The 26,006-nt window shown below is 63.2% G+C and carries 19 protein-coding genes; 4 read left to right on the top strand and 15 right to left on the bottom strand.

Annotation, left to right across the window (positions count from 1 at the left end; genetic code table 11):
- Position 1: 1 nt before the first annotated feature.
- The 4 genes from OZ411_RS22920 to OZ411_RS22905 form a co-directional block, all read right to left on the bottom strand.
- Positions 2–898 carry a carbohydrate ABC transporter permease gene (locus OZ411_RS22920; RefSeq protein ID WP_282529759.1) on the bottom strand — a complete coding sequence of 299 codons (897 nt, stop codon included), beginning with the start codon at positions 896–898 and terminating at the stop codon, positions 2–4.
- Positions 891–1,847 carry a sugar ABC transporter permease gene (locus OZ411_RS22915; RefSeq protein ID WP_130583112.1) on the bottom strand — a complete coding sequence of 319 codons (957 nt, stop codon included), beginning with the start codon at positions 1,845–1,847 and terminating at the stop codon, positions 891–893. Before OZ411_RS22915 ends, OZ411_RS22920 begins: the two co-directional genes overlap by 8 nt.
- A gap of 123 nt (positions 1,848–1,970) precedes the next feature.
- Positions 1,971–3,311, bottom strand: a complete 1,341-nt coding sequence (locus tag OZ411_RS22910; protein ID WP_282529758.1) for an extracellular solute-binding protein — start codon at positions 3,309–3,311, stop codon at positions 1,971–1,973.
- Between the two features lie 137 nt (positions 3,312–3,448).
- The gene (locus OZ411_RS22905; protein WP_282529757.1) at positions 3,449–4,492 is read right to left on the bottom strand and encodes a C-terminal binding protein; all 1,044 of its coding nucleotides are present in this window, start codon (positions 4,490–4,492) and stop codon (positions 3,449–3,451) included.
- 240 nt (positions 4,493–4,732) lie between these two features.
- On the opposite strand from OZ411_RS22905, the gene OZ411_RS22900 reads away from it, so the two are divergent.
- A complete protein-coding gene (locus tag OZ411_RS22900; RefSeq protein WP_282529756.1) occupies positions 4,733–6,418 on the top strand; it encodes a methyl-accepting chemotaxis protein in 1,686 nt (561 codons plus the stop codon).
- Between the two features lie 253 nt (positions 6,419–6,671).
- Here OZ411_RS22900 and OZ411_RS22895 read toward each other — a convergent pair whose 3' ends face one another.
- On the bottom strand, positions 6,672–7,625 hold the full coding sequence (locus OZ411_RS22895) for a tripartite tricarboxylate transporter substrate binding protein (RefSeq protein ID WP_282529783.1): 954 nt from the start codon (positions 7,623–7,625) through the stop codon (positions 6,672–6,674).
- A 122-nt stretch (positions 7,626–7,747) separates the two neighbouring features.
- Complete coding sequence (locus tag OZ411_RS22890; RefSeq protein WP_282529755.1) at positions 7,748–8,698, bottom strand: DMT family transporter; 951 nt, start codon at positions 8,696–8,698, stop codon at positions 7,748–7,750.
- A gap of 135 nt (positions 8,699–8,833) precedes the next feature.
- Here OZ411_RS22890 and OZ411_RS22885 point away from each other — a divergent pair, with 135 nt between their 5' ends.
- A complete protein-coding gene (locus OZ411_RS22885; RefSeq protein WP_282529782.1) occupies positions 8,834–9,235 on the top strand; it encodes a DUF1330 domain-containing protein in 402 nt (133 codons plus the stop codon).
- Between the two features lie 128 nt (positions 9,236–9,363).
- Here OZ411_RS22885 and OZ411_RS22880 read toward each other — a convergent pair whose 3' ends face one another.
- On the bottom strand, positions 9,364–10,173 hold the full coding sequence (locus tag OZ411_RS22880) for an MlaD family protein (protein ID WP_282529754.1): 810 nt from the start codon (positions 10,171–10,173) through the stop codon (positions 9,364–9,366).
- Positions 10,174–10,345: 172 nt separating this feature from the next.
- Here OZ411_RS22880 and OZ411_RS22875 point away from each other — a divergent pair, with 172 nt between their 5' ends.
- Positions 10,346–12,010, top strand: a complete 1,665-nt coding sequence (locus OZ411_RS22875; RefSeq protein ID WP_282529753.1) for a GMC family oxidoreductase N-terminal domain-containing protein — start codon at positions 10,346–10,348, stop codon at positions 12,008–12,010.
- Positions 12,011–12,163: 153 nt separating this feature from the next.
- Entirely contained in the window at positions 12,164–13,525 is a 1,362-nt protein-coding gene (locus OZ411_RS22870; RefSeq protein ID WP_282529752.1) for an FAD-dependent monooxygenase, read from the top strand.
- A gap of 53 nt (positions 13,526–13,578) precedes the next feature.
- On the opposite strand, the gene OZ411_RS22865 is transcribed toward OZ411_RS22870, so the two are convergent.
- From OZ411_RS22865 to OZ411_RS22830, 8 genes are all read right to left on the bottom strand, one after another.
- Positions 13,579–16,947: an adenylate/guanylate cyclase domain-containing protein gene (locus tag OZ411_RS22865; RefSeq protein WP_165421140.1), complete on the bottom strand. Its 3,369-nt coding sequence runs from the start codon at positions 16,945–16,947 to the stop codon at positions 13,579–13,581.
- A 310-nt stretch (positions 16,948–17,257) separates the two neighbouring features.
- Entirely contained in the window at positions 17,258–18,097 is an 840-nt protein-coding gene (locus tag OZ411_RS22860) for a DUF2066 domain-containing protein (RefSeq protein ID WP_130579403.1), read from the bottom strand.
- Between the two features lie 546 nt (positions 18,098–18,643).
- Complete coding sequence (gene copD / locus OZ411_RS22855) at positions 18,644–19,636, bottom strand: copper homeostasis membrane protein CopD (RefSeq protein ID WP_245476212.1); 993 nt, start codon at positions 19,634–19,636, stop codon at positions 18,644–18,646.
- A 43-nt stretch (positions 19,637–19,679) separates the two neighbouring features.
- Positions 19,680–20,027: a copper resistance CopC family protein gene (locus OZ411_RS22850; protein WP_130579399.1), complete on the bottom strand. Its 348-nt coding sequence runs from the start codon at positions 20,025–20,027 to the stop codon at positions 19,680–19,682.
- Between the two features lie 3 nt (positions 20,028–20,030).
- Complete coding sequence (locus tag OZ411_RS22845) at positions 20,031–21,035, bottom strand: hypothetical protein (protein WP_130579397.1); 1,005 nt, start codon at positions 21,033–21,035, stop codon at positions 20,031–20,033.
- 54 nt (positions 21,036–21,089) lie between these two features.
- Positions 21,090–21,458 (bottom strand): DUF2946 domain-containing protein, encoded by a 369-nt coding sequence (locus OZ411_RS22840; protein ID WP_130579395.1) that lies wholly within the window; start codon positions 21,456–21,458, stop codon positions 21,090–21,092.
- A 236-nt stretch (positions 21,459–21,694) separates the two neighbouring features.
- Positions 21,695–23,125, bottom strand: coding sequence for a DUF1254 domain-containing protein (locus OZ411_RS22835; protein WP_282529751.1), 1,431 nt, complete (start codon positions 23,123–23,125; stop codon positions 21,695–21,697).
- 353 nt (positions 23,126–23,478) lie between these two features.
- Complete coding sequence (locus tag OZ411_RS22830) at positions 23,479–25,710, bottom strand: hypothetical protein (protein WP_282529750.1); 2,232 nt, start codon at positions 25,708–25,710, stop codon at positions 23,479–23,481.
- Positions 25,711–26,006: the final 296 nt, after the last annotated feature.

Here is a 26,006-nt window from a genome sequence, read left to right as displayed (position 1 = left end):
TTTATTCCTTCACCGCGCCGGTGAGCGAGGAGACGTAATAGTCCACGAACAGCGAGTAGAAGATCGCGACCGGCAACGAGCCGAGCAGCGAGCCCGCCATCAGCGCCCCCCATTGATAGACGTCGCCGGAGACGAGCTCGGTCAGGATCGCGACCGGCACGGTCTTGTTGGCGCTGCTCTGGATGAAGGCGAGCGCGTAGATGAACTCGTTCCACGACAGCGTGAAGGAGAAGATGCCGGCCGAGATCAGCCCGGGCACGGCCAGCGGCAGCGTGATCCGTCGCAGGATCTGCAGCCGCGTCGCGCCGTCGACCAGCGCGCATTCCTCGAGCTCATAGGGGATCGACTTGAAATAGCCGATCAGCAGCCAGGTGCAGAACGGCACCAGGAAGGTCGGATAGACCAGGATCAGCGCGAGCGGGCTGTCGAACAAGCCGAACTGCACCACGACGGTCGCGAGCGGAATGAACAGGATCGACGGCGGCACCAGATAGGCGAGATAGATGCCGAGGCCCACATAGGGGCTGCCGCGGAAGCGCAGCCGCTCGATCGCGTAAGCCGCGAGCGTGCTCGCGAGCAGCGACAGGAAAGTAGAGCCGATCGCCACCAGCATCGTCGTCTTCAGCCAGCGCGGATAGGCGGTGTTGAACAGGAGGTGCTGGATGTGCGCCAGTGTCGGCGAGGAGATCCAGAACGGGTTGTGCTCCTTGTAGTTCAGGAGCTCCGCGTTCGGTTTGAACGCGGTCACCGCCATCCAGTAGAACGGGAACAGCAGGATGATGACGAAGCAGGCCAGCGGCAGGTAGATCATCATCACCCGCCGCGCGCGGGAGTCCCACGCCATGGTGTCGGGGGCGGCGCTGGCGACGTTGGTTGGTTGCGCGACTGCGTCAGTCATCGCTCTCTCCCTGCTGCCATTTGCGCCGGGCCAGGCCGAAATAGCTGAACAGCGTCGCGAACACCAGGAACGGCACCATCGACACCGCGATCGCCGCGCCCTCGCCAAGCTCGCCGCCGGCAATGCCGCGCTGGAACGCCAGCGTCGCGAGCAGGTGCGTGGAATTCACCGGCCCGCCGCGGGTGATGGCGTAGACGAGCTGGAAATCGGTGAAGGTGAAGATGATCGAGAACGTCATCACGATGGCGAGGATCGGCATCATCATCGGGAAGGTGATGTAGCGGAAGCGCTGCCAGGATGAGGCGCCGTCCAGCATCGCCGCCTCGTACAGTGACGGCGAGATGGTCTGCAGGCCCGCGAGCAGCGAAATCGCCACGAACGGGATGCCGCGCCAGATATTGGCGGCGATCAGCGAGAACCGCGCCGGCCAGGCCGAACCGAGGAAGTCGATATTGGTCGAGCGCCAGTGCAGCACATCGACCAGCAGATAGGAGATGATCGAGAATTGCGGATCGTAGATCCACCAGAATGCCAGCGCCGACAGCACGGTCGGCACGATCCATGGCAGCAGCACGATGGCGCGCAGGATGCTCTTGAACGGGAAGTGGTTGTTGAGCAAGAGCGCGAGCCAGAAGCCGAGTGCGAATTTTCCGAAGGTCGCGACCGCCGTATAGAAGACGCTGTAGAACACCGCGCCCCACCACAGGGGATCGCTGAGCAAGTACTGGAAGTTCTCCAGCCCGACATAGATGCCGCGCCGCCCGATCGTGGTGTCGGTGAAGGCGAGCCAGACGCCGAGCCCGAGCGGATAGGTGAGGAACACGGCGAGTAGCCCGATCGCCGGCGCAAGGCACACGACGATCAGGAACGGCTTGTAGTCGAGCAGGCGCGCGAACCAGTTCGGCTGGCGCAGCGCGATGCCTCGGGGAGATAGTGTGGTCACGGACATGAATACGTGTCCTGCTTTGGGCTGTCATTCCGGGGCGATGCGCAGCATCGAACCCGGAATCTCGAGATTCCGGGTCTGGTCCTTCGGACCATCCCGGAATGACGGAACGCGACTAGTGCGGTCTCATCTGCGGAAATATCGCTTGCAGCGCCGCTCGGCTTCAGCGGCCGCGGCCTCCGGCGTTGCGGCATCTGTCGCGACCGACGCGCACATCTGCACCAGCACATAGTCGGCATTGACGGCGCCGGTCGCGGTCGAGATCGGGCCCTTGTAGCCGGCGTAATACTGGCTCTTCATGGTGTCCTTGAAGATCTTGACCTTGGGATCGCCGGACCACACGGCAGCATCCGCGTAGGCCGCGAGCGGCTGCGACCAGTACCCGCTGTTGGCGTTCAGCCACGGCTCGTACTGCTCCTTCTCCAGCATGAATTGCAGGAAGGCTTTGGCGGCGTTCGGATAGGGACTGTGTTTGAACACCATGGCGTTCAGCGTCAGCCCCGACATCGGCGTGGAGGCTGCGAGGCCCTTCGGCAGGAACTGATGCTCGGTGTCCTCGGCGATCGCAGCGGTCGCCGGATCGTTCTTCAGCGCGAAATAGAGCGAGACGCCGTTGGCCGTCAGCGCGATTTCCTGCGAGGAGTAGGCGCGATTGTTGGAGACGTCGTTCCAGGACGGCGTGCCGGCGATGAAGGTCGGATACAGCTCCTTCAGATATTTCAGCGCGGCCACCGTCTCCTTGCTGTTGATGGTGACGTTGCCCTCTTCATCGAGCAGGGAGGCATTGTGCGACCACAGGATCCAGTTGGCAAAGCCGTTGCCGTCGCCGACGGCGTTGCCGAGCGCGTAGCCTGCGGGCTTGCCGGCCTTCTGCAGCTTGCGACAGACGTCCAGCACGCCCGCATGATCTTCCGGTATCTTGTCGTAGCCGATCGATTGCAGCACCGACTTGCGGTACACCAGCGGCCCGCCGCTGGCGCCGAACGGCAGTCCGATCCAGGCGTTGCCCTTGGCGCGCTTGCCGTATTTCTGGGCCAGCGTCTGCCAGCCGCCATAGCGCTTGCCGAGATACTCGGCGACATCGGTGAGTTCGATCAGCTTGTCGGCGTAGATATGCGGCGCGTCCGAGAAGCCGATGATGATGTCGGGACCGGCGCCGGAGTTCGAGGTCACCGCCGTCTGCTGGTTGATGTCCTCCCAGCCGACGAAATCGACCTTGACCTCGACGCCCATCTTCTCGGTGAACTTGGCGGCGTTGGTGCGGAACACGTCCTCGTCGGCCTTGACGAAGCGGACCGGGCGCAGCATCCGCAGGCTCGCGCCCTTCTCGATCGGTAGCGACGGTGCGGCGATGTCGGCCGCCTTGACGCGCGATTCGGTTGATTGCGCCGAAGCGCCGGTTGCCGCCAGCGCCGCGGCCGAGAGGCCGAGCACCAACGCGTCACGACGGGTGAGGTCGTTCCCCATAGTCTCCTCCCTTGTTTTTCGTTCCCGGCGTTACTCGCCGGTGAACGTGAGCCTCAGTCCTCATGGGGCCGAAGCGATCGCCTTGAGACTTTTGCCCCGCAATTTCCGCGTCACGGGAAACGCGCGTTCCCCGCCGGCTAGCTGTTCGGGCCGCGATCCATGCTGACAGGCTGCCAGCGCCGGAGCGAGGTATTCTGCAGCACCGACGGATTGACGCAGCTTACCGGCCACAGCCCGGAAAGCACCAGTGACAATTCGTAGCCCACGCGGCGCTTGCGCGCTTCATCGAAACGTGCAGATGCGGAGGCGACATGGGCGGTCAGCGTGACGTTGTCCATGCGGAGCAGGGGATTGTTGTGCGACGGCGGCTCTTTCTCCAGCACGTCGAGCGCGGCATGCGCGATCCAGCCTTCCTGCAGCGCCTTGATCAGCCCTTCCTCCTCGACCGTGGCGCCGCGTCCGGTATTGATGAAGATCGCGCTCTTCTTCATCTGCCGGAAATGCTTCTCGGTGAGCATGTGATGCACCTCGGGCCGTGCCGGCGCATGCATCGAGACGAAGTCGGATTGCGACAGCACCTCCGACAGCGTCGCCGGCAGCACGTTGTGTTCCGACATCAGCGTTTCCTGGATGAACGGATCGTAGGCGATCATCCGCAGGCCGAACGGGGCCGCGCGCTTCGCCACCGCGCGCGCCACGCGTCCGAACGAGATGAAGCCGAGCGTCTGTCCCATCAGGCGCGGAATTTTCAGCAGCGCCGGGCGTCCTTCGGTCCAGCGTCCTTCGCGCACCATCTTGTCCTGCTCGACCAGGCGGCGGAAGCCGGCAAGCAGCAGCATCATCGCGTGATCGGCGACTTCCTCGATGAAGGTGTCGGGGATGTTGGTGACGGGGATGCCGCGGGCGGTTGCCGCCTTGATGTCGACGCTGTCGACGCCGACGGTGCCAAGCGTGATCACCTTGCAGTTCTCGAGCGCATCGATGACCGCCTTGGTGATCGGCATGCCCTTGGCGTAGATCGCATCCGCCGTCCTGGCGGCGGCGATGAATTCCGCCTCGTTGGCGGGCGCCTCGATGATCTCGGCGCCGATCGGATCGAGCGCTTCCTTTTCATAATCGTAGCCGCCGCCGGCCACCGTGAAGCTTGCGCCCTTCGGCGTCACCACCCTGAACTTCGACATCTCCTGCTCCGATTTTCTTCTTCGGTTGTTGGTTGTTCGGCCGTAATTTCGGCCGCGACAAGTCGTCGCTGCCGCGTCCTCGCGAGCCGAAGCGCTCCGCGCCGTTCCCGGTTGCCTTGGGGGCGGCTTTCCCGGGCTTTTACGGAGAGGCTTCGTAACCTGACGCTAAAGGCTCTCACATTAGGGTGGGCCGAATCAATCCGCCAAACACGCAAGCGCGCCATTCCCCGGAGACGCCCTGTGAAGCTGACCAACCTCAAGATCACCCCCAAACTCGGCATTTTGGTGGGGGTGACCATCCTTGGCCTCTGCGCCGCCGGCGTCCTCGCGGGTCATCTGATGCAGCGCGAAATGATGAAGGCGCGCATCGACCAGACCAAGGCGATGGTCGAGATGGCCGTGAACATGGCGGCCGGCCTGAAAAAGGAGGTCGATGCCGGGCGGATGACCAAGGAGGCGGCGCTCGCCGAGCTCGGCAAGCGCGGCAACTCCATGACCTATGACAACGGCTCCGGCTACCTGTTCGGCACCTCCTATGATGGCATCACCGTCCTTGCGCCCGATCCCAAGCAGATCGGCGCCAACCGCATGGACGTGGTCACCAACGGCCGCAAGCTGTCCCGCGAATTGATGGATGGCGTGAAGGCGAAGGGCGAAATCCTCCTCACCTACGAATATGTGCGGCCGGGCGAACAGAAGCCGATCCGCAAGATCGGCTATGCCGTCGCCGTTCCCGGCTTCGACATGTATCTCGGCACCGGGGCTTATATCGACGATATCGATGCCAAGCTGGCGCCGATCGCCTGGCTGCTTGGCCTTTCGATCCTCGGCATCGCCATCATCTCCGGCTCGATCGCCTGGCTGATCGGGCGCAGCATTACCAGGCCGCTCGGCCAGCTCGGCACAAGGATGCGGGAACTCGCCGACGGCAAGCTCGATGGCGATATTCCCGGCGTCGGCCGCGGCGATGAGGTCGGCGCCATGGCGGCGACGGTGCAGATCTTCAAGGACAATGCGGTTCGCATCCGCGGCCTCGAGCAGGCAGAAGCGGAGACGCAGGCCCGCGCTGCGGCCGAGCGCCGTGCCGCGATGGAGAATATCGCCAACGATTTCGAGCGCAGCATCACCGGCGTGGTCCGTTCGGTCGCGACCGCTGCGGCCGGCATGCAGACCACAGCGCAATCGATGACGGCGACCGCGAGCGACGCGAGCGCGCGGGCTGCGACGGTCAGCGCGGCGTCCGAAAGCGCCTCGAACAATGTCGGCACCGTGGCTGCCGCGGCCGAGGAACTGTCGAGCTCGGTGACCGAGATCTCCCGCCAGGTCGCGCGATCCAGCGAGATCGCGAGCAAGGCGGTGGCCGATGCCGAGCGCACCAACGCCACCGTGCAGGCGCTCTCCACCGGTGCGGAGAAGATCGGCGAGGTGGTGAAGCTGATCCACTCGATCGCCGCGCAGACCAATCTGCTGGCACTCAACGCCACCATCGAAGCCGCGCGCGCCGGCGAATCCGGCCGCGGCTTTGCGGTGGTCGCTTCAGAGGTGAAGGCGCTCGCCAACCAGACCGCGAAAGCGACCGAGGAGATCTCCGCCCAGGTCGCCGCCATGCAGGCCTCGACCACGGAGGCGGTCGCCTCGATCGGCGGCATCACCGGGACGATCGCCCAGATGAGCGAGATCACCGCCAGCATCTCGACCTCGGTCGACCAGCAGGGCGATGCGACGCGCGAGATCGCGCGCAACATCCAGCAGGTCGCGACTGGCTCGAGCGAGATTTCCACCCATATCGGCGGCGTCACCACGGCCGCCACCGCCACCGGCACCGCGGCGTCCGACGTGCTGTCGAACGCCCGCGAGCTCGACACCCAGTCCGGCATGCTCCGCAACGCCGTCGATCAGTTCCTGGCGAAGGTACGCGCGGCGTAAGCTTGGTCTATTATCTCGCGTCATTGCGAGCGCAGCGAAGCAATCCATCTCACCGCTTGTGGAGGCATGGATTGCTTCGTCGCTGCGCTCCTCGCAATGACGAATCCGGGCGAGGTTCTATCGTAGGGTGGGCAAAGGCGCGTCAGCGCCGTGCCCACCATTTAGCGCGACGCTCGTGATGGTGGGCACGCTTCCGCCTTCGCTCTTCGAGCTACGGCGGACAAGTCGCTTTGCCCACCCTACGGCACCACAACTATTGCTTCTCGATCCCGGCTTCCGTGATCAGCTTTTCCCAGAGCACAAGCTGTTCTTTCAGGAATGCGTCGAATTCCTCAGGCGTGCTCGAAAATGCTTCCATGCCGCGTTCGGCGAGCTGGCTCTTGATGTCGGGACGCTCGACGACCTTGCGGATCTCGGCGTTCAGCCTGACCACGATGTCCTTGGGCATATTGGCCGGGCCGAGATAGCCCTGCCATGAGGTGATGTCGAAGCCTTTCACAGTATCATCCATGGTCGGCAGCTCCGGCAGCAGCGCCGAGCGCCGCTTGGTGGTGACGGCCAGCGGTTTCAGCGCCTTGGCGTTGACGTGCGGCAGCCCGGTCGGGACGTCGACGAACATCATGGAGACGCGGCCGGCGATGACGTCGGTGAGTGCGGGCGGCGAGCTCTTGTAGGGGACGTGCAACAGATCGATGCCGGCGAGGCGGGCGAAGGTCGCGCCCGACACGATGGCCGATGAGCTGCCGCTGGCGTAGGAGTATTTGCCCGGCTCCTTCTTGGCGAGCGCGATCAGTTCGGCGACTGAGTTGGCCGGGATTTCCGGATTGATCACCAGCATGAACGGCAAGTCGCCGGTTCGCGCGATCGGCGTGAAGTCCTTGACCGGGTCGTAGCTCATGGTCTTGAGCAGATAGGGATTGGCCGAGTGCGTCGTGTTGGTCGTCACGAACAGGGTGTAGCCGTCGGGCGCGGAGCGGGCGACGTAACTCGCCGCGATCGAGCCGTTGGCACCCGCCTTGTTGTCGATCACCATGGTGACGCCGAGCGCAGTGCCGACCTCCTTCGAGATCAGGCGCGTCGTGGTGTCGGTGCCGCTGCCGGCCGCGAACGCCAATACCAGCGTGATGTTGCGGTTCGGGTAGCCCGGTGCCTGCGCCGTGGCCGCGCCGGACAGCAGCGCGAATGCCAGGGATGCCGCCGCCAGCATGTGCCAATGGTGTTTCAGTCCAGAGATCATATCGTCGTTTCCCCCGCTGGGTTTATGGGCAGTTGGTTGCCGGGGAAACTAGCCGGTCACGGCCGAAAGCGGAAGGCGTTGCCGTGCCGCATTCACCGTTTGGTCGAGCTCCGCCGTGACGCGATCACGACGCCGGCCAGCACCAGCGCGTAGCCGATCAGGTGAAACGGCTGCAGCGCCTCGCCGAGCAGGAAGATCGCCATCGCCGAGCCGAACACCGGCACCAAATGGAAGAACGGCGCGGCCCGGTTCGGTCCGATCATCGCGATGCCGCGGTTGAAGAACAGATAGGCCAGCGCCGAGGGGAAGATCAGGACATAGGCCAGCGTTCCCAGCGTCAGCGCGTCGAACTTGAGCGTGGCGCCGGTCAGATATTCCCAGATCGAGCCGGGCACCAGCATCAAGGCTCCGCAGCCGGTGGTGAACGCGATCAGCGAGAGCTGATGCGTCACCGGGCGCCGCATCATCAGCGCGGAATAGAGTCCGAACGACAAAAGCGCGGAGGCGAGCATCACATCGCCGCGATTGAAGCTGATGGAGGCGAGCGCGCCGAGATCGCCGCGCAGGATGATGGTGAGGACGCCGGCCAGCGAGAGGGTGATGCCGGCGAGCTGCGCGCCGGTCAGCCGCACGCCGAACAGCACCAGGGCCCACAGCGCCACGAACAGCGGCCCCGCCGACTGGATCAGGAGCGCGTTGAGGGCCTGGGTGTATTGCAGCCCCCAATAGGAGATCGCATTGTTGAAGGCGAAGCCGGTCAATGAGAGCAGCAGCATCAGCGGCAGGCGGGCGCGCAGCGCCGGCCAGTCCTGCCGCAGATGCGGCCAGGCAAAGGGCAGCAGGATGAGGCAGGTGCCCGACCAGCGCAGGCAGGACAGCGTCAGCGGCGGCACGTGATTGCCGACATAGCGCGCGATCACGATATTGCCGGCCCAGAACAGCGAGGTCAGACTGAGCAGCAGATAGGGCTGGTTGTTGAGCCAGGCGATCGCGGAGCGGCGTGTGGGAGCTGATGCGGACGGCAAGGCGCGGAGATCGGTCATGCTATCAGCCCTTTTTGCCGGATTCTCCCCGTGCGACAAGACGCTCCGGAAGAGAGCAGCCATGCGCGCTGCCGCTGGCGCGTCATGGAAGCGACATATGCGATGCTGAACTGCAAGGAATCATCGGAGAGATGGATGGGCGTGGACCTCTTGAACGTCGAAGGCCTCAAGGCGCTGCAGCCGCAGGAGCCGGTCGTGATGGTGAACCTGATGCGCTTTCGCGAGCGCTCGCTCGATGGCGACGGCTCGGGCTGGGACGCCTATCTGCGCTACAGCGCGCTCACGGTGCCGATGATCAAGGCGCGGGGCGGCACGCTGCTCTGGACCGGCAATGCCAAAACGGTCGCGCTCGGCCGGCCAGACGGCAACCAGTGGGATTACCTGGCGCTGGTCTATTACCCCGCCGTCTCGGCCTTCATCGACATGATGACCTCGGCCGATTACGAAACTCTCTGCGACCCCCACCGCCGCAACGGCTGCGCCGAGCACGTGATCATCGCGACCAGCGAGGCCTACAGCAAGTTCAAGAGCGGGTAGGCGCCGTCATTGCGAGGAGCGCAGCGGACGAAGCAATCCATTCCAGCGGCTTGCAATGACGTCTGACGCTGCCGATCAAGACCGTCGTGCACGGCGGGCGTTTCCGTATTTGTTATCGTCGCCCCACGTTAGCGCCCGCCGCCGGTTCCGCCAAATTTCCGGTTCGCCTGGTTCACGGACTGGCTGATATCGCCGAGCATCTTCCTCGTATCGGCCATCATCGCACCTGACTTCTTGTCGAAGCTCTCGATCAGTTCGCGCAGCGAGATGACGGTCGGCAGCAATTCGCCGCCATATTTGTCGCTGCCGAGGCTCTTCAGGAATGCTTCGGTGCGGCTCATGCCGTCGTCGACGGCATTGACGCCCGCCTCGGCGGTGCTGATGACGCTGCTGATCTTCTCGCCATTGCTCGACAGCGAGGCGGTGAAGGTCTCGAACCCCCGCAGCGTGTCCCTGATCGCATCCTCGTTGTCGTCGATGACAGTGTCGACATTGCGCAGCACGGCGCGGATCTTTTCCTGGATGCCCATCGTTCCCAGGGGATCGGCGGTCAGTTCCGGAATGCCGTCAGCGCCGGTCGGCGGAAGCGGCGCCTCGTCGGTGCCGCCGGTGAAGGAGATCGCGGCGATGCCGGTCAGGCCCTGGAATTCGAGGCCGACCTGGGTGTCCTTCTTGATCGGTGCGGTTTTCTCGATCCGCGTCATGGCGATCACGCGGTGACGGTCGAGCCTGATCGACTCCACCTCGCCGATGCGCACGCCGGCGAAATTCACGCTGCCGCCGCGGCGCAGGCCCGAAGCCGAGCCTTCAAAGATCACCCGGAACGGCACCTGCTGCTGGATTCCGGCATATTTGCGGTAGCCGAGCCAGCCGCCGAGCGCGCCGGCGATCAACGCCAGCGCCAACGTCCCGATCATTACATTGCTGGCGCGCACCATGTTTCGACCTTCGAAGTGGGCCGCAAAAATAGCGGATTTGCGGCGGCCAGTCACCGCAGTGATCGAACAATTCGGCAGGATCGTCGTGATGTTCCGTAACCACTTTGCACCGAGAGGAAAAGCGTAAAAAGAATGGCGCAACGAAGCGAGCTGTGAAGGCGGGGGGTGACCAATGACCAGCACGATCGCCGGCGATCATAGCGGCGGCTTCACGAGCCGGCCGGTCAATCGCCGCAACGCCCTGGCGGCAACGTTCGGCGGCGGGCTCGCGCTGTCGAGCCTGGCTCGGTCCGCAGGCGCCGGGGCAGGGGCCGCATCCGGCGTCCGCATATTGCATTCGCCTGAGCAGCCCGGTTCGTCTTACGACGACATCATTGTCGGTGCGGGCTCGTCCGGTTGCGTCATGGCGCACCGGCTCGCTCTGGCTGGACGACGGGTGCTCCTTGTCGAGGCCGGCGGAGAAACGAAGCTGGCGGCGGTCAGGGATCCGCAGGAATGGCCCAAGCTGCAGGGCAGCGAGCTTGACTGGCGCTATTTGACGACCCCTCAAGCGGGATTGGGAGGCCGCATCATCCGATGTCCGCGCGGCAAGGTCGTGGGCGGCTCCAGTACGATCAATGCGCTCGCCTATCAGCGCGGCCACCCGGCTGCGTATGACCGCTGGCCCGCGGGGTGGCGTGCGGCGGACCTTCTGCCATATTTCAAACGCGCCGAGACTTTCTCCGGTGGTGCCAGCGCATGGCGGGGAGGCAGTGGTCCTCTCAACGTCTTGTCGCTCGCGGATGTCACGGATCGCAATCCGGTGGCATCCGCCTTCGTCACGGCGTCGCAAGACCTCGGGTTCCCGATGTCATCGGATATCGGAGGAGAGGTCACGACCGGCGTCGGCTGGAATCAACTCAGTATCAAGGACGGCGCCCGCCACGATGCGGCGACGGCGTATCTCGGAAGTCTCGAAAGCGTGACGGTCGATCTGCTGGTCGACACGGAAGTGCTGGGTCTCGTGATCGAAGCTGGACGGTGCATCGGCGTGCGGCTCGCCGAACGCATCGTGCGGGCCGCGAGCGAGGTGCTGCTTTGCGCCGGTGCGATCGATTCGCCACGCCTTTTGATGCTGTCGGGAATCGGCCCGGCCGACCAGCTCCGGTCATTCGGCATTCCCGTTGCCGTGGATCTGCCGGATGTCGGCCGCCATCTTGAGGACCATCCATTGGTCGCGGGCGTGGCGTACGCCGCACGGCGCGAGGTGCCGCGCTCGCACTACAACCATGCCGACGCTGTCCTCTACGTGCCGCGCAGCGACCCAAATGACAGCCCGGAACACCTTGTGATGTGCCTGTCCTTGCCGTTCGTCCTGCCGAGCGTCGGCCCGTTGCCTCCACCGGCTTACGTGCTCGTTTCTTGCCTGATGCGACCCCGCAGCCGCGGCAGCGTGAAACTCGCTTCGGGTGATCCGCGGGCTCCTGCTCTGATTGATCCGAACTATCTCTCCGAGCCGGCCGACATGGACCTTCTTGTCGAGGGCGTTTCTCTCGCCCGCGAGATCGGTGCCGGTAAAGCGTTTGCCGACTGGCGCGCACGCGAAGTCTATCCGGGGCCCGAGGCAAAGACCGCCGGTGACATCCGCAAGTTCATTCTTCGCGCGACGGATTCGTTCCATCATCCTGTCGGCACGTGCCGCATCGGTGCCGTCGTCGACGAGTCCTTGCGCGTGAAAGGCGTTGCGGGTCTGCGCGTCATCGACGCCTCGCTGTTCCCCGGGATCCCGCAGGCGATGACCAATGCCGCCGCCATCGCCGTCGCCGAGAAGGCCAGCGATCTGGTGCTCGCAGGGTAGAGCAATCTCAGATGTACACTTTGTGCTCAGATCAGGCGGTCATCGCCTCGCGGCACTACGATCGTAACGCGCTTCTTCCGCGCTGAAATCACGCTGTAACCCGTTCGTCCCCTCATGATGCGACACCGCTGCGCGGATGAGGAGAGGACTGCGATGGTAGTCAGAGCGATCGGTAAGCAGGCCGTAGTGATCGGTGCGAGCATGGCTGGTTTGGCCGCAGCGCGTGCGCTGGCCGACCACTTCGAACGGGTGATCGTGCTTGAGCGCGACCGCCTGCCTGAACAGGCAGTGCCGCGAGCCGGCACGCCGCAATCCCGGCATCTGCACGTTCTGCTGCCAGGCGGCCAGCGGGCGCTGACCGATCTGTTTCCGCATTTCGAGCGGGATCTGGCAAATGCCGGCTCGGTGCCGCTTCGAATGTCACGCGACGTACGTATGGAGATCCCGGGTCTCGGTCCACTCCCGTCGCGTGATTTCGGCTGGTTCCTCTACTGCGCATCCCGTCCGCTGATAGAACTGATCACGCGCCGACAGGCCGAGAGGCTGACCAACCTGACGATCCGGCCGGGATGCCGGGTGCTCGAGATCACCGCTACGTCCGATGGCGCCATGGTCACAGGCGTCATATGTGAAGATTCTGATGGGCGGCAGGAAACTCTCGCGGCCGATCTCGTTGTCGACGCTTCCGGACGCGGTGCGCCAACCTTGGCGCTGCTCCGTTCGTCCGGCCAGCCGGTGCCGGATGAAATCGTCATTGGTGTCGATCTCCATTATACGACGACCACCTTCGCCATTCCCCAGGATGCATCCACCGATTGGGGCGGCGTAGCCACTCACCCGCACGCGCCGGAACGCAGCCGCGGCGGCTATCTGATGCCGGTCGAAGGCAACCGCTGGGTCGTGACGCTCTCGGGACGGCTCGGCGAACAGCCGCCGGCCGAGCCGGACGGCTTCATGGATTATGCCAGGCGACTCGAGACGCAGACGGTCTACAACGCCATTGCGCATGCCGAGCGGCAGGGCGGATTCGAGCGCTATGCCTTCCCAGCCAGCGTATGGCGCCGTTTCGACCGGCTGAGCGCATTCCCGCGCGGCCTGCTGCCGATCGGCGATTCGATCTGCCGCTTCAACCCCGTCTATGGCCAGGGCATGAGCGCGGCGGCGCAGGAAGCTCGCCTTCTGAGGCAGCTTCTGCAGGGGCGCGCGACCAAGGCCGATCCGCTTGCCGGACTGGCGCTGGCGTTCTTTTCCGAAAGCCTGCCGTTGGTCGAGGGTCCCTGGAACATGTCGGCGATCCCGGATCTGGTCTATCCCGAGACACGCGGCGAACGCCCGGCAGATTTCGAGAGCCGGCTCCAATACAACGGAGCCCTGCTTCGGGCCGCGATGCGCGATCCCGCCGTTCACCGGCTGCTCGCAGAGGTTCAGCAATTGCTGAAGCCGCCAAGCGCTCTCCAGGAGCCGGCCGTCGAGCGGCTCGTTCAGCTTGAACTGTCCCAAATGGCTGCCGAATAATTCAGACCTTACGCAAGGTTTGAGAAGGGCGAAGCTTCGTTGCGGAAGGGCTGTCAACGAAGCTCGCCGAGCAAGGCTCGGGCGTTCCGCAAATCGCTTGTGTCAAAGCCTTCGGTGAACCAATCGTACACTGGGTCGAGAAGGTCGCGGGCCGCTTGTCGATTGCCCTGCTCAGCCAGGAGACGTGCCAGGCTCATCGCTGCGCGCAATTCCCACGACTTGGCCTGCTGGGCGCGCGCAAGAGTGAGGGATCGCTCGAAATACGCTTTCGCTTTCGCCACGTCCCGCTGCGGCGATTTGAGCGCGATTTCACCGGCAACACGATGCGCCTCAGCCTCGCACCACCTTTCCTTGGTTGCTTGCATCGCCGCCATTGCCTTGTCGATGCAGCGCCAGGCATCATCAAATTGGCCCGAATCCGCATGCGCAGTTGCCAGCATGAACTGGTGCTCCGGCGTGAATATGGTCGACCCGGCCGACCGCCATAAATCGATGCCTAACGTGACTGTCTCGACCGCCTCTGTGGCTCTTCCCATGAGGGTGAGGACATAGCCCCGCCGCAATACACCTTCCGCCTTTCGAAATGGGGCGCGCTTCTCCTCTGCCAGGATGGCAAGTTCCTTGAGATACTCGTTTGCCGCGTCATAATTCCCGCAATAGGTGTTAACGAGAATGGGGAAGTTCAGCGTGAACATCAAAGTGGCGGCATGTTCAATCTGACGCGCTTCCATCAGCGCGCAGTCTGCATCCCTGAGCGCAGCGTCGGGATAGCCGAGCAGCCACACCGCCATTGAACGAAAGCCCAGGCACGTCATCCGCAGATCCTGGCCAAAACGCGTCATTAATCGCCGGTGCTCGGCTGGACGGTAAAGCGCGAGCGCCTCGTTGTAGTGCGCCAGAGCCTTGACCTGATCCCCCATGAACGCGAGCGTACTACCCATGGTGCGGTGTCCGACCATGAGCGGTACCGTCGTCCCCTCCTTCTCACCGAGAGCAAGAAACCGCGCCGCGAGCTCTCGCGCAGCCTCGCCATCAAAGCTTATGAAATTGACGAGCCATTGCCCGAACAGCGCCGAGAGCAGCAGTGAAGCATCATCGGGAGATTCTCCGAACCGTTCGGCCTGCTCGATCAGCGTTCTCACCTGAGCCACCGCAGCCTTGGTTTCCGGCGCGCTATAGCCCTTGACATGCATGAGCGTGTTCACGAGCGCAATTTGCCAAACGATCTGCTCGCGCCGCAGGTCGGGCGTGCTGGGCAAGGTTGCGACTTGCGCCAGGGCATGGGTGAGCTGTTCTGCGGCTTCGGCCAGTGCCGAGCGCTCCTGTGAGCGCTGTCCCGCCTTGCCCCACAGGAGCGCCGACTTCTCGATCAGGTCGGCGTTCATGTAATGACGCGCCAGCAACTCGGGCTGGCTTTCAGCGATTTCCGGAAACTGACTCTCGAGGACCTGGGCGATACGCGCGTGCAGCATGCGCCGTGGCTCGCGCAGCAGCGTGCTGTAGGCTGCGTCCTGCACCAGCGCATGCTTGAACAGATAGCTCACATGTGGCGGGGTGCCCTGCCGAAACAGCAAACCCGCGGCTACGAGCCGGTCAAGCTCGTCGTCCAATTCCGCTGGCGGCCTTCGCACCACCGCGGCCAGCAACATGTGGGGAAATTCCCGTCCGATCGCAGCGCCAACCTGCGCCACGTCTTTCGCCGGGCCGAGCCGGTCGAGCCGCGACATCAGCGAGGCCTGCAGGCTGGCCGGGACCGGCACCACGGACCTTGGCTTTCCCGCGGCGGCCCGCTGCGCTTCGTTCTCACCCTCCGCATCCAGCACCGCCTTGGTCATTTCCTCGGCGAACAGTGGAACGCCGTCGCTGCGCTCGATGATGTCCAGGCGGATGCCTGCCGGCAGCGACCGGATGCCGACGACTTCCTTGATGAGGGAATCGATGTCGCGCCGCGTCAGCCGATTGAGCGTCAGCGCAGCCACATGTGACCGTCCGATCCAGGGCTGGCCAAATTCCGGCCTGAAAGTGACGAGCATCAAGAGCCGGTGTCTTGCGGCCAGATCCACCACCCGGGTGAACAATTCGTGGCTGGTTGGGTCGGTCCAATGCGCATCTTCGACAATCATCAGCACGGGACTGATCCGCGCCAGCGCCTCAAGCTGCGAACAGAGAGCTGCCAGCGTTTTCTGACGACGGAGCTGCGGCTCGACTTCAACCGGAGGGTAGCGCCCATCGTTGGGCAGCGACAGCAACTCGGCGATCAGGGACGCATCCTCGGACGGGGTCGAGCTCTGCGCCAGCAGCGCATCGAGCTTGTCCAATTTCGATTGCGGGCCGTCATCGTCTTCCAATGCAGCGACGCGCATCAACTGGCTGATGATCGGATGAAGCGCGCTATCGGTATGTTGCGGCGAACAGACGTAACGCAGGCGTATGTGCGGCTCGCGAGCAAGCTGCTCGAGCAATCCGAAGGTGAGCCGTGACTTGCCGATCCCCGCTTCGCCGGAAATCAGCACCACCTGACCTTCGCCGTCCCTGGCCTTTGACCAGCGTTGAAGCAGCAACTCGAGTTCTTCTTCCCGCCCCACCAGCGGCGTCAGGGCACCCACGTGCAGCGCCTCAAAGCGGCTTGCCACCGAGCTCGGCCGCAGTGCCGCCCACACGCGCACGTCGCCCTGGATGCCCTTGAGGTCTCTTGTCCCGAGATCCTGCAGCTCGAACAGATTTCCGAGCAGCCTCCGGGTGCCGTCAGCAATGACCACCATGTTCGGCGACGCGACCTGTTGCAGCCGCGCGGCCAGATTTGGAGTTTCCCCCACAATGCCGCGTTCCTGGGTGCCCCCCGACCCGCCGAGATCTCCCACGACCACCACTCCGGTCGCGATCCCGATGCGGATTTGCAGAACGACCGGAGCCTTGAGGGCGGATAGTGCCGAGATCAGCCCCAGTCCGGCCCGTACTGCTCGCTCCGGGTCATCCTCGTGCGCTCCGGGATAGCCGAAATAGATGAGAACGCCGTCGCCCATATATTTCGCCACGAAGCCGTCGAAGCGCCGCACGGTCTCCGTGACACATTTCTGGTAGGCCGAAATGATGTCTCGTAGATCCTCCGGATCCATACGCGTCGAAAGTTCCGTCGAGCCCACCAGGTCGACGAACATCACGGTGACCTGACGCCGCTCCGCGGTGTCCTGTGTCTTCGGCTCCATGGACGACGCAGGGCGTTCGGGTGCAGCCTGCGCAGGAGCCGCAGGCTCGCCGATGGCTGCAAGGATTTTCCGCCGGTGCCCGAGCGGAATTGCGATGTCCTTCAGGTCCTCATCTGTCAGGTGGGGCAGAACGGAGACGTCAATCGCGTGGTCGGCAAAACGCTGCGCGTATTGCCCGAGACCAAGTCGATCAAGCCACTCGGCAATCTCCTGCACGTCGCCTCCCGGCTGAGCTGCTGTCAATCATGGCCTTGCCGGCCGACCTGAGTTCCCGCGCGGCAACGGGACAAAAAGGTGCGCTCGCCACGCCGCCATCGATCGGAACATTGCACTTGCGGGGCCGGCCCGTTCGCCGCACCCCCAAAAGGAACTGCATCCGGGCTCGTCATAGCCCTGGGCTGGATTACCGCAGATTACATCGATTGAGAGTGAAATACCGCACAGATCGGACGGGCCAGCGCCATTGAGCCGACTGTTCCGCCGGCGGTCAAAAGCGGCGTCTTGACCAGTGGCCGGTCGATTCCGCCTATCCCGGATCGCCGTTTCCCGAGAGGATTTGAGCCGCGCCGCCGATGCCGCGGCGGAAGGCCTCATCAAATGTGACGCCGCGAAGCTGCCATCGGTGCGCCCGGCCGTTCCAGTCCATGCGCCACTCCGTCGCCCATCCGAGCTCCGAATCTTCCCACGTCAGCCGTCCGACCAGGACGACTTCGCCACCCCGTTCGGCCGCCACGGATGCCAATGTCGAGGATGGTGTCGTCAAGAGCTCTGCGGCGTCGATATTGGCTTTCGCCAATGCTGCCACATCGGGCAGCACGATCATCATGCCCCGCTTCAGGGCCGCGGCGAGGAGTGAGTCACGTTGCAGGTCGGACTGCTTTGCATCCGATGTGGCGATGAATTGTCTTGAGCCCTGCTCCATCTCGACGAAAACGCCAAGGATCGGGCGGCGCGAAAGCCAGGGCGTGACGCCGAGCGAGTTAAGAACATCGTTGATCTTGTTGTCATCGAAATCGACGATCAAATCGTACGGCCGGTCGCGGGTGCCCTGCTCGTCGCGCTTCGGCTTGCCGGACATCTGGTCGCGGTAGCTATAGGCGCTGACGAAATCGGCCGAACGCGATTTGTACGTGTCTAGTCGAGGATCGCTCTCCAGTTCGAGAGCTCCGGACACCTTGATGAGAACGTCCTCGAGACAAGCGGCGAAGCCGATGGTGCGATTGGCTTCACCCTGTCCAGTGACGATTGTCTGTGCGCGATAGAGATTCTCCGCCGCGGCTGCGGATGTGCTGGCCCAGTTCGCCAACGCAGCTATCAGCAATATCTTGACGATGACGGCGACCACACCTGGACATCGCTTGGTCATATGCCCGAGCCGCCACTTGAACGGATGCTGAACAAGATCGGCGACCTCGCGCCGAGCGGGATAGGCTGAAAAAAGGAGCAGCCCGCCACTCGAGCCACTTGGTGGCGACGCGGCCGCAATACCGGTCGCCAGCGCTACATTGAAGTGCTGACCGATCCGCACGGCTTTAATGTTTTGATCGAGCGCCCGTGCAAGCACCCTTCATGTTGCTGGGCGAGGGCAAGCAAGCCCATGATAATCAAAGCCACCAAGACACACCCGGCCACGAGGTTCTGCATCATGGCTGTCACTCCACGGGGTTAGCAGACTACGTAGTAGATGACCGCGGCCAAGGATGATGAACACCATGGGCGCGGCCGTCAATACGCGGCAAAGCCGATCGAGGCCGGTCGACCGGAGGCCGGAAGGAACGTTGATCAAGATCGACACAGGTCCGCCGTGGGGCAAAGCGGCGGTCGAGGTGGGCGCACAGATGTCCGCCCTGGTTCAGACAGCCGACGTGGTGAGGGCTGGAGCGCGGTTCAGTTCAGGGCCACAAGCCGACTCTCAGTGATGACCGTGTGCGCTAGACAATGTTTGCGCGCGACAGGGGCCAATGTAGCTTTGATAGTCGCCGGTCATCGCGAGGTCGTAGTGAACGGCGGGATGCATGGTTCCGAGCATCGCAACAATGACAAGGATGCCCAGTCCGAATGCTGTCTCGATCGCGCTGTTGTGGATCAGTTGACGAAGCGCGTTGGACGATTGCTCGTTTCCAAAGGAAGCGAGCTGCGGCGTCAGGCGAAACCGGTTGATAGCAGCGAAGACGAGCATCACCGCGAACATCGCGACCTTGAGCGTCAGCACGCGCCCATATTCGGTGGCGACGAGCCCGTGCAGGGAGCCGACCAGGATGGCGGCGTTGATAATGCCGCTGAGCATGAGGATTGCTACGCTGACGATGCCCAACGTCGAAAATCGGGCAACGACATTGCGAGCGAGCGACATTGCGTTGTTTCGATGGGCGATGGCCAGGAACAAGCTCAGTGCCACCAAGCCGCCGATCCAGGCCGCGGCGGCAATCAGATGGAGCGTATCTGCGGCGAGGTGCAGGTAGCCCATCGCTCCAAGTGTCGAGCCAGCGTGACCAGTCCAGGCGAGACTTGCGGCGAAACCGAGCGCCGCCGCAAGCGCTAGCCACTCCGCGAATGCCACGCGATAACATGCAAGGCAGGCCGCCAGACCGATCGCAAGGCCCAGGCGAATTGTCGTGACCTGGCCGAACTGCGTTTCATTGATCACCGTCGACAATACGTCCGTGCTCATGGCCTCATTCGATGGCAGTCCGCTCATCGACCCCGCCTGCAGCAACAGCCAGATCGCCCCGGAGATCGTCGCGGCAGCAAGAGCAAGCCATAGGACCCGAAGCGTTTGGGTCTGGAGTCGATTGGCGATGCCTTCCTCCGAACGCAAAACGGGTTTCGCGACCACCATCCGGAAAACCAGCGTTCCGGTCATAGTTGCCGTCGCCGCGAAGTGGATCGCTCGCGTCGCGATCATGGGCGCCCCTGCTGCGGACCAGTCCATCGGCGCCTCGCGCGGCCTATTGGCCGACCAGGAAGCTGAAGCTGCCATCGGTCGTGTGGGTGTCCACGGACAGCACGCGCCAATTCACGTGGTACGCGCCAGTGCCACCCGGCTTTAGCGCGACCGACATCTGGTTGCCACTGACACGAGCCTTGCCGGTGTCGACGCGCTGCCCGGCCGGGCCGGTTACGGTGACGGTGCTGAACGCCGGCTCCAGCTTCTGCGTGAACCAGAGCGTCACCTCGCGCGGAGGGCTTGCGACCTTGTTGCCGACGCGGGGCTCGGCGTGGTCGAGGAAGGCGTGAGCGGCCGCCTCGCCGGTCGCGAGCAATAGCAAAAGCAGACTCAGAGTTGGGCGTCGCATGGATCAATTCCTTGGAAAGGGGCTGGCGGGCTGGACCGCGGGACCGAAGATTGGTCTTCCAATTCCATGAGGATCAATGTCGTCGAGGTAGAGATGCAGTTGGGCGATCACGCCGACATTGGTGCCGCTTTGCCTGTTGATCGGGATTAGGGCTTCGACACCGACCTGGAATTTGTTCCCGACCCAAAGGACTCCGGGGTTGATGGTCCCGGTCGTCTTCGTGCCCGAGGTCAACGTGTTCGACACCGGCGTCTGCAGCGTCGCTTCGACCAGTGGGATCAGGTGATTGACGAATTCCGGCAGTCCGAGGTCGATCACCGCGGACCTCAGATAGGGCATGCTGTATTGGATCGTTGCGCCCCAGTTCAGCACCCGGGGATTGAACTCCGTGTCGGCCGTTATCTCGCCGATGTCTGGATCGAACCCGAATGTCGTCGTGGAGCGCCTGCCCGGTATGGCGTAGCCGACCTGTCCGGTAACAGCGACCGGTCGCAGCCATGACAGGGTGTCGGGTAGATCGCCAAAGCCTTTGCCGAACCAGATCGTCGGCGTGTAGGTGTTGAACGGATCGGCGCCGACGCTGTCGGCGCCGGTGCCGCCCCATTCGATGCTCAACCCCACCGACATGACGAATTCATGCGCGGGGTCCTTGAAGACGCGGTACTTGAACGTGGTTTCGAGGTTTTGAAATCCGTGCGCGCCCGTTCCGGTGGGCCCCCCGGGTGGACTAAAGACGCTATAGGTCGACCCGATCGAGATCGCAAAGGCCTCAGTGATCCGCTTGGAAAATTCACCGGAGAAATCGCGCTGTCGAAACGACGGATCGTCGCCGGTCTTGAAGCCGGATACCGTCGGTAATGAAAGCTCGTCATTCACGCCGGGATCGTCGATGGTGAGCGTGGCCGGAAAGAAGCGGTTGCCGACGATTTCATGGGCCGCGCCTCCGGAAAGAGGAATAAGCGCGATCGCTGCGCCCCATAGGCCCGCTCGCACGTGACAGATGGACATGGAAGGTCTCCGCGAGTTTGATGTGCAAACGCAGCGGCCATGGGCCGCCATGCTTTACGCAAATCGCGGGGGTGCACGCGCCTGGGTATTCGAGCCGATGCGGGACGCTACGCGCGTCAGTTCTTTATCGGCCCAAAGAATTGGCCTGAACTGACGGAGGAGCACAACGAGGGCGACAGGCCTCGGCGCATCAACGGCGGTCCCTGCATGGGCTACGCAGATCGCGCAAAGACCATCGTGAGCATGTTGCTCGCGATCCTGATCGCCGGAGCCGGTGGTTGCGTCACTATGGCAAATGCCGGCTGATTGCAGCGGATCGGCAATCGCGATGCCCGCGGCCCAGCATGCCGCGATCGGCGCCACGATCTGCATCGCCAGCGCGAGCAGGACGATCGGAAGAAATCCCTGTAGCCGTCGAGACATCTTGTCCACCCACGACGAAGGCTACCACCGTGCTGCGTCGGGGTCGAGCCATCCGGACCAGCGTACGGCGCAATCCGTCTTAGCGATCAGTCCGAACGGACGATCTTTACGGGCCGAAAGAGCCATTCGAGAATGGCCGGTCGTGTGAAGGGTTTCGGATGCCGGCCGCCGAGCACGCGGCGCTGTCCCTCAAGCGGCCGGCATCCGAAACCCTTCACAACAGCCGACAAGCGAAGTCATGTCTCTTGCTTTGTCACGGCCGGAATTTTCCACGAACCATTGAGAATGGATGGGGTGCCTTCCTTGGGCCAATACATGCGGAGCATCAGAATGAACTTGCCAGCCGGTGCTGGGAGCCAATTAGATTCCTTGCCAGGTCCGGGTGAATCCTTCTGGATGTAGAGGTCGGTGGACCCGTCGGGATTGGTCTTGAGATTCTGTCGAGGACTGATCGAGTAGCGGTTCAGCGGATTGCTCACGAAGAAATACTTGTCATCATACATTGTAAGGGACCAGAAGCCGCTTACCGGGGGTAGATGTCCTTTCGGAAAATGCATGACGTACTTGTTCGCACCATCGTAGGAACTGTCTTCGGCGTCCTTCAGCGAAGTCGGATAGACCGCATCTTGCGGTCGATTAGCTCCGAGACCAATGGCCGTCACCAGGGCCCGCATGAGGTAGTCGGTGCCGTAGATGCCCGTTTTTGTCGTAAACCCCCAGCCGTTAATGTCCTTGACCTCACTGTTGAGCTTGAACTGAGCCATGATCCGGTCGAAGGCGACCTCAGGGATTCGCTTGACAAAATCCGCATTGAGCTTGCTTGCATCGAAATCTTGGCCCGGAACGAGTCCGATCTTTGCAAACCGTGCCAGAGCGGGGGCATCCTCTGGTGCGGGCGGATTGGTTTTCATCAATTGAGCAAGCAAGGTGAAGTAAGCCTTCGCGTCCATCCGGTTCACCTGATCGCGCACCGCGGTCTTGGTATCGATGGACGGATCAACCTTCCCTTCGGGCGGGGTATACGTCTTTCCGTAGGAACTGAGCGGCACCAGCTTGCACTGGTCTTGCAATTCGTGGACCGCTTTGTAGTCCTCGGGTGTGCCGGTGCAGTAGATACGGCCCAGAATCCAAACGATATTTGTCGGCGATTTATATTCTCGAACGCCCTGTGGAAGCACACCGTTCCAGCCTGGGCCCGTGATAGCGTAAGTTTGCGCGCCCGTGCCCGTCGTGCGCTTTCCGGGAACCTGAAACACCGTGGTCCACCCATCGAGCATAGGGAACAGGAAGTACCGGTCCTTCATGTCGGGGATGCTGAGCACCCAAGGCTCGTTTCCGACATCCAGGAATGCAGTCGTATAGAGAGTGTCGGCGTTCGGCGCAGTCACATCGCGAAAGGAGGCGTTGGGATACTCACGCAGTCTGATCAATTGTCCCATCGGCGCCTTGGTGCCTTCGGGCCGTGCGACATTAGTGATGACCCTGCGGGTCATTTCCATCGTCACCAAGGGGTAACCATAGATGTAGGCATCCGTCGCCAGCCAAAAATCCTCCAGCCCTTCGCCGAGATTGAGTTCGCCCCATTCGGCTCTGGATATGGTGCTGATAGAAGAGCCAGCGAGCAGACTCAAACCGCCAATGGTGGCTGCACGTCGGGTGATCGTCATCGCAGACCTCTTTTTGTGCTCGGGTACGACGCCAAGAAAAGAAGCGACGGATGGCTTGCTGGGGAGCCCGGAACAGAATCCCGGACTACCTTTAAGTCTCCTTATGCCCGAGCTGGTTCAATGGAAATTGTGAAGTCGCGGGTCCGCGCCGCTCAGGTTGTTTTCCAACAGCGGTCAAAACCTTCTGTGGCTGCGTCATGTCCGCTCTGACCCGGCTCCGTATTTCTCCACGCTCACCCCCTGAACATGCGCTGCTGGACGTGGAGGAGTCTGAGCCCAGCCATCGGCTACCGCGCGGCGCTCGTCACCAGCCGCCGCGCCCAGCCGATCTGGTTTCCGCCCTCCACGAGGTCTCAGTTGCCGGCCCGCAAATAGACGTTGGCAATCACATCGGACTTCATCTTGCCGAATGGCTTGGCCGAGTTGTCGGGCACAGCGAAGAGCTGCACGTTGCCGTCGGCGACGATATAGGCCTTCGCGACCGGACGGCGCTCAGGCGGAGTCACCGCTGACGCGCCTTGCAGCGTCTTGGCGCTGCTGCCGGGATCGAGGGTCAGCCGGAGCGCCGTCGCGATATGGCGGGGGTTCGAGGGATAGATCCTGCCGGAGCTGCGGATCGCTCCAATCATCAGATTGAAGGAGGCGAGTGCGTCCTTCCTCTCGCCATGGTCGAGCAGCACCAGGCCACGGGCATAGTCAAGCATAGCGCTGAAGAGAGGCTGTGAGCCGCCCTCCGCCTCGCCACGTTTTGCCCACTCCGTGCCCTCGGCGTAATTCTGGCTGATCCAGTCGTGGCTTGCCTTGTCCAATGCGAAGATCCCATCGTACTCCACGATCCGATTGTAGAAATAGTAGGCGGCGGTTTCGGCGGTGAAGTCGATCCGGCAGCGGTTGAAATTGGGCTGCAGCGGCAGCGCCTGCAGGATCGGATGGAAGTGGTCCGAGGGATAGAGTTTCAACAACCGCTGTGCGGCACGGCGGACATCTTCGTCCGAGCTGCACAGGGATTCGACGACGATTCGATAGTCATCGAAACGGAAGCCCGGAATGTTGCGCTTGTTGGAGAGGCGATCGGGCTTCACCGACTGATCCCAATTGGGCCGCAGCGTCGGCGGAAGGTATTTCCCGTCGTCGATCACGCCCAGCGCATTCGAGAGCAGGTTCAGATAGGGGGCGACCAGTGCTGAACCTTTGGCGGATTCATCACGCAGGCCCTTGACGACGTAGTCGGCAACCTGGCCCCAAGATTGGTACAGCTGGGTGCGGTCGCGGTCTTCCCCGCGGACATACGCATCCACCTGCTCGTTGAGCGATCCGCTGTCGGTTGCGGAGGTGGTCTTCGGCTCGGAGTGCACGGCGGGAGTGGTGGTGGCGCCCGGAGCGGAGACCGAGGCCGGAGCAGGCGGAGCGGGTGCGCGCTGCTCCGCCCGGGGCTCCGCAGACGACGCGGCTGTTTTCGGAACAGGACCACCCGCTTGCGCCACCTGCGTCAAGGCCGACGCACTTGGTGGCGGCTCCGGCGGGCTCGCCGCTGATGATACCTTCGCATGCCCCGGCACCGGCCGCGCTTGCGGCGGCAGGTCGGGCTGAGTGTCCAGTGGTTCTGAGTTCGCGCGGTCGCGCGCCAGCACCGAATAACGCGGCAGCGGGCTAAACCGGGCGAAGTTCAGGGCCCTGCTGCGTACGCTGTTGGTCTGGAGTGTGAAATGTCCGTCGAGGGGCGTCTTGTCGGACTTGGTCGCCACGCGTCCCTCCACGCAGGCTTCGTCGGCGACGAGCTCGTTGCGCTGCAGCGCGGCGGTGACGGTTTGCTCGATGTAGTGCTGCGAGAAATAGAGGTGCGGTTGCGGAGAGCTCTCCACCGACAGTAGATCCATCGGCGTCGGCCCGTTGCGCTCGCCCGCGATTATCTCGAAGCTGAGCTCGCATCGGGCGAAAGTGCGGGATACGTCCTTACCGACCGGCCGGTAGACGGCGATCAAGAGCTTATGCGTGCCGACGCGGGGTGGGATCTTGAGCGAGACGTTGTCGGGATCCCGGCTGAATGTGATGTCTGAGTTGTTCGCGCCGACGAACACTCGATACTCGTCGCTGCCGACCGTCTGGCGATCCGGCACGCCGTGAATGTCCAGCGCATACAGCGGCTCGTCCAGAGGCGGCTGGCCGAGATAGGCCAAGGCAAACCCAACAATAACCATCGCGACCGCTCCGCCCACGGTCGCGCGCACCGGACTGCCCGGAATTCTCAGGGTCGAGCGGACGACCGCCGATCCACCGAGCAGGGCGCCGGCGCCTCCGCACAGTAGCGCGAAGATCAACTCGATCATCCAGTAGGTCACGCGGTTTCCGACGAAAAGGGTACCGACGACGAAAACGGTCGCGAACGAGATCACGGCAACGAGCACGAGGGCGGCGACCGCCATAATGATCTGGACGGGCGATGGGCTTGCCTCGATCCTGCCGCCGTCGAGGACGGCGTCGGAGTCGGAGTTGCTCGTTTCTGTTCGCCGTTTGCTTGCTCGTCGGATGTCGGATTTGCCGGGCATCTGCGTGCTGTCGGCGTCGTGTGCGCTACCCTCGGTCATGGCCAACACTCCTGGTGCTGCGCGTGGATGCACAGGATGAGACTATTCCCGATCGATCACTGCTCGTGTGAGCTATATTACAATCGAGGGGCAGGCGGCGTGGTGACGCAGGGGAGAAGCCGGACGAGAGGCGCCGTCGCTTGGCAGGCATTGCGAGCACCGCTGCCGAACGTCACGGTATGCTGTCTGCGCGTCGGTGTGCTTGGGTCCGGCACGCCTGACGTCCGCTTGTCCGCCAAGAGCGGCGCAATCGCGGGCGTCGACCGGGGTTGCAAAAGGGCCAACAGCGGAAGTCG

Origin of the sequence: Bradyrhizobium sp. Arg237L (assembly GCF_029990105.1) — a bacterium.
In the GTDB taxonomy this organism is placed as follows: Bacteria; Pseudomonadota; Alphaproteobacteria; order Rhizobiales; family Xanthobacteraceae; genus Bradyrhizobium.
Note: the sequence above shows the minus strand (reverse complement) of the source record. Positions and strands in the feature narration are given on the sequence as shown.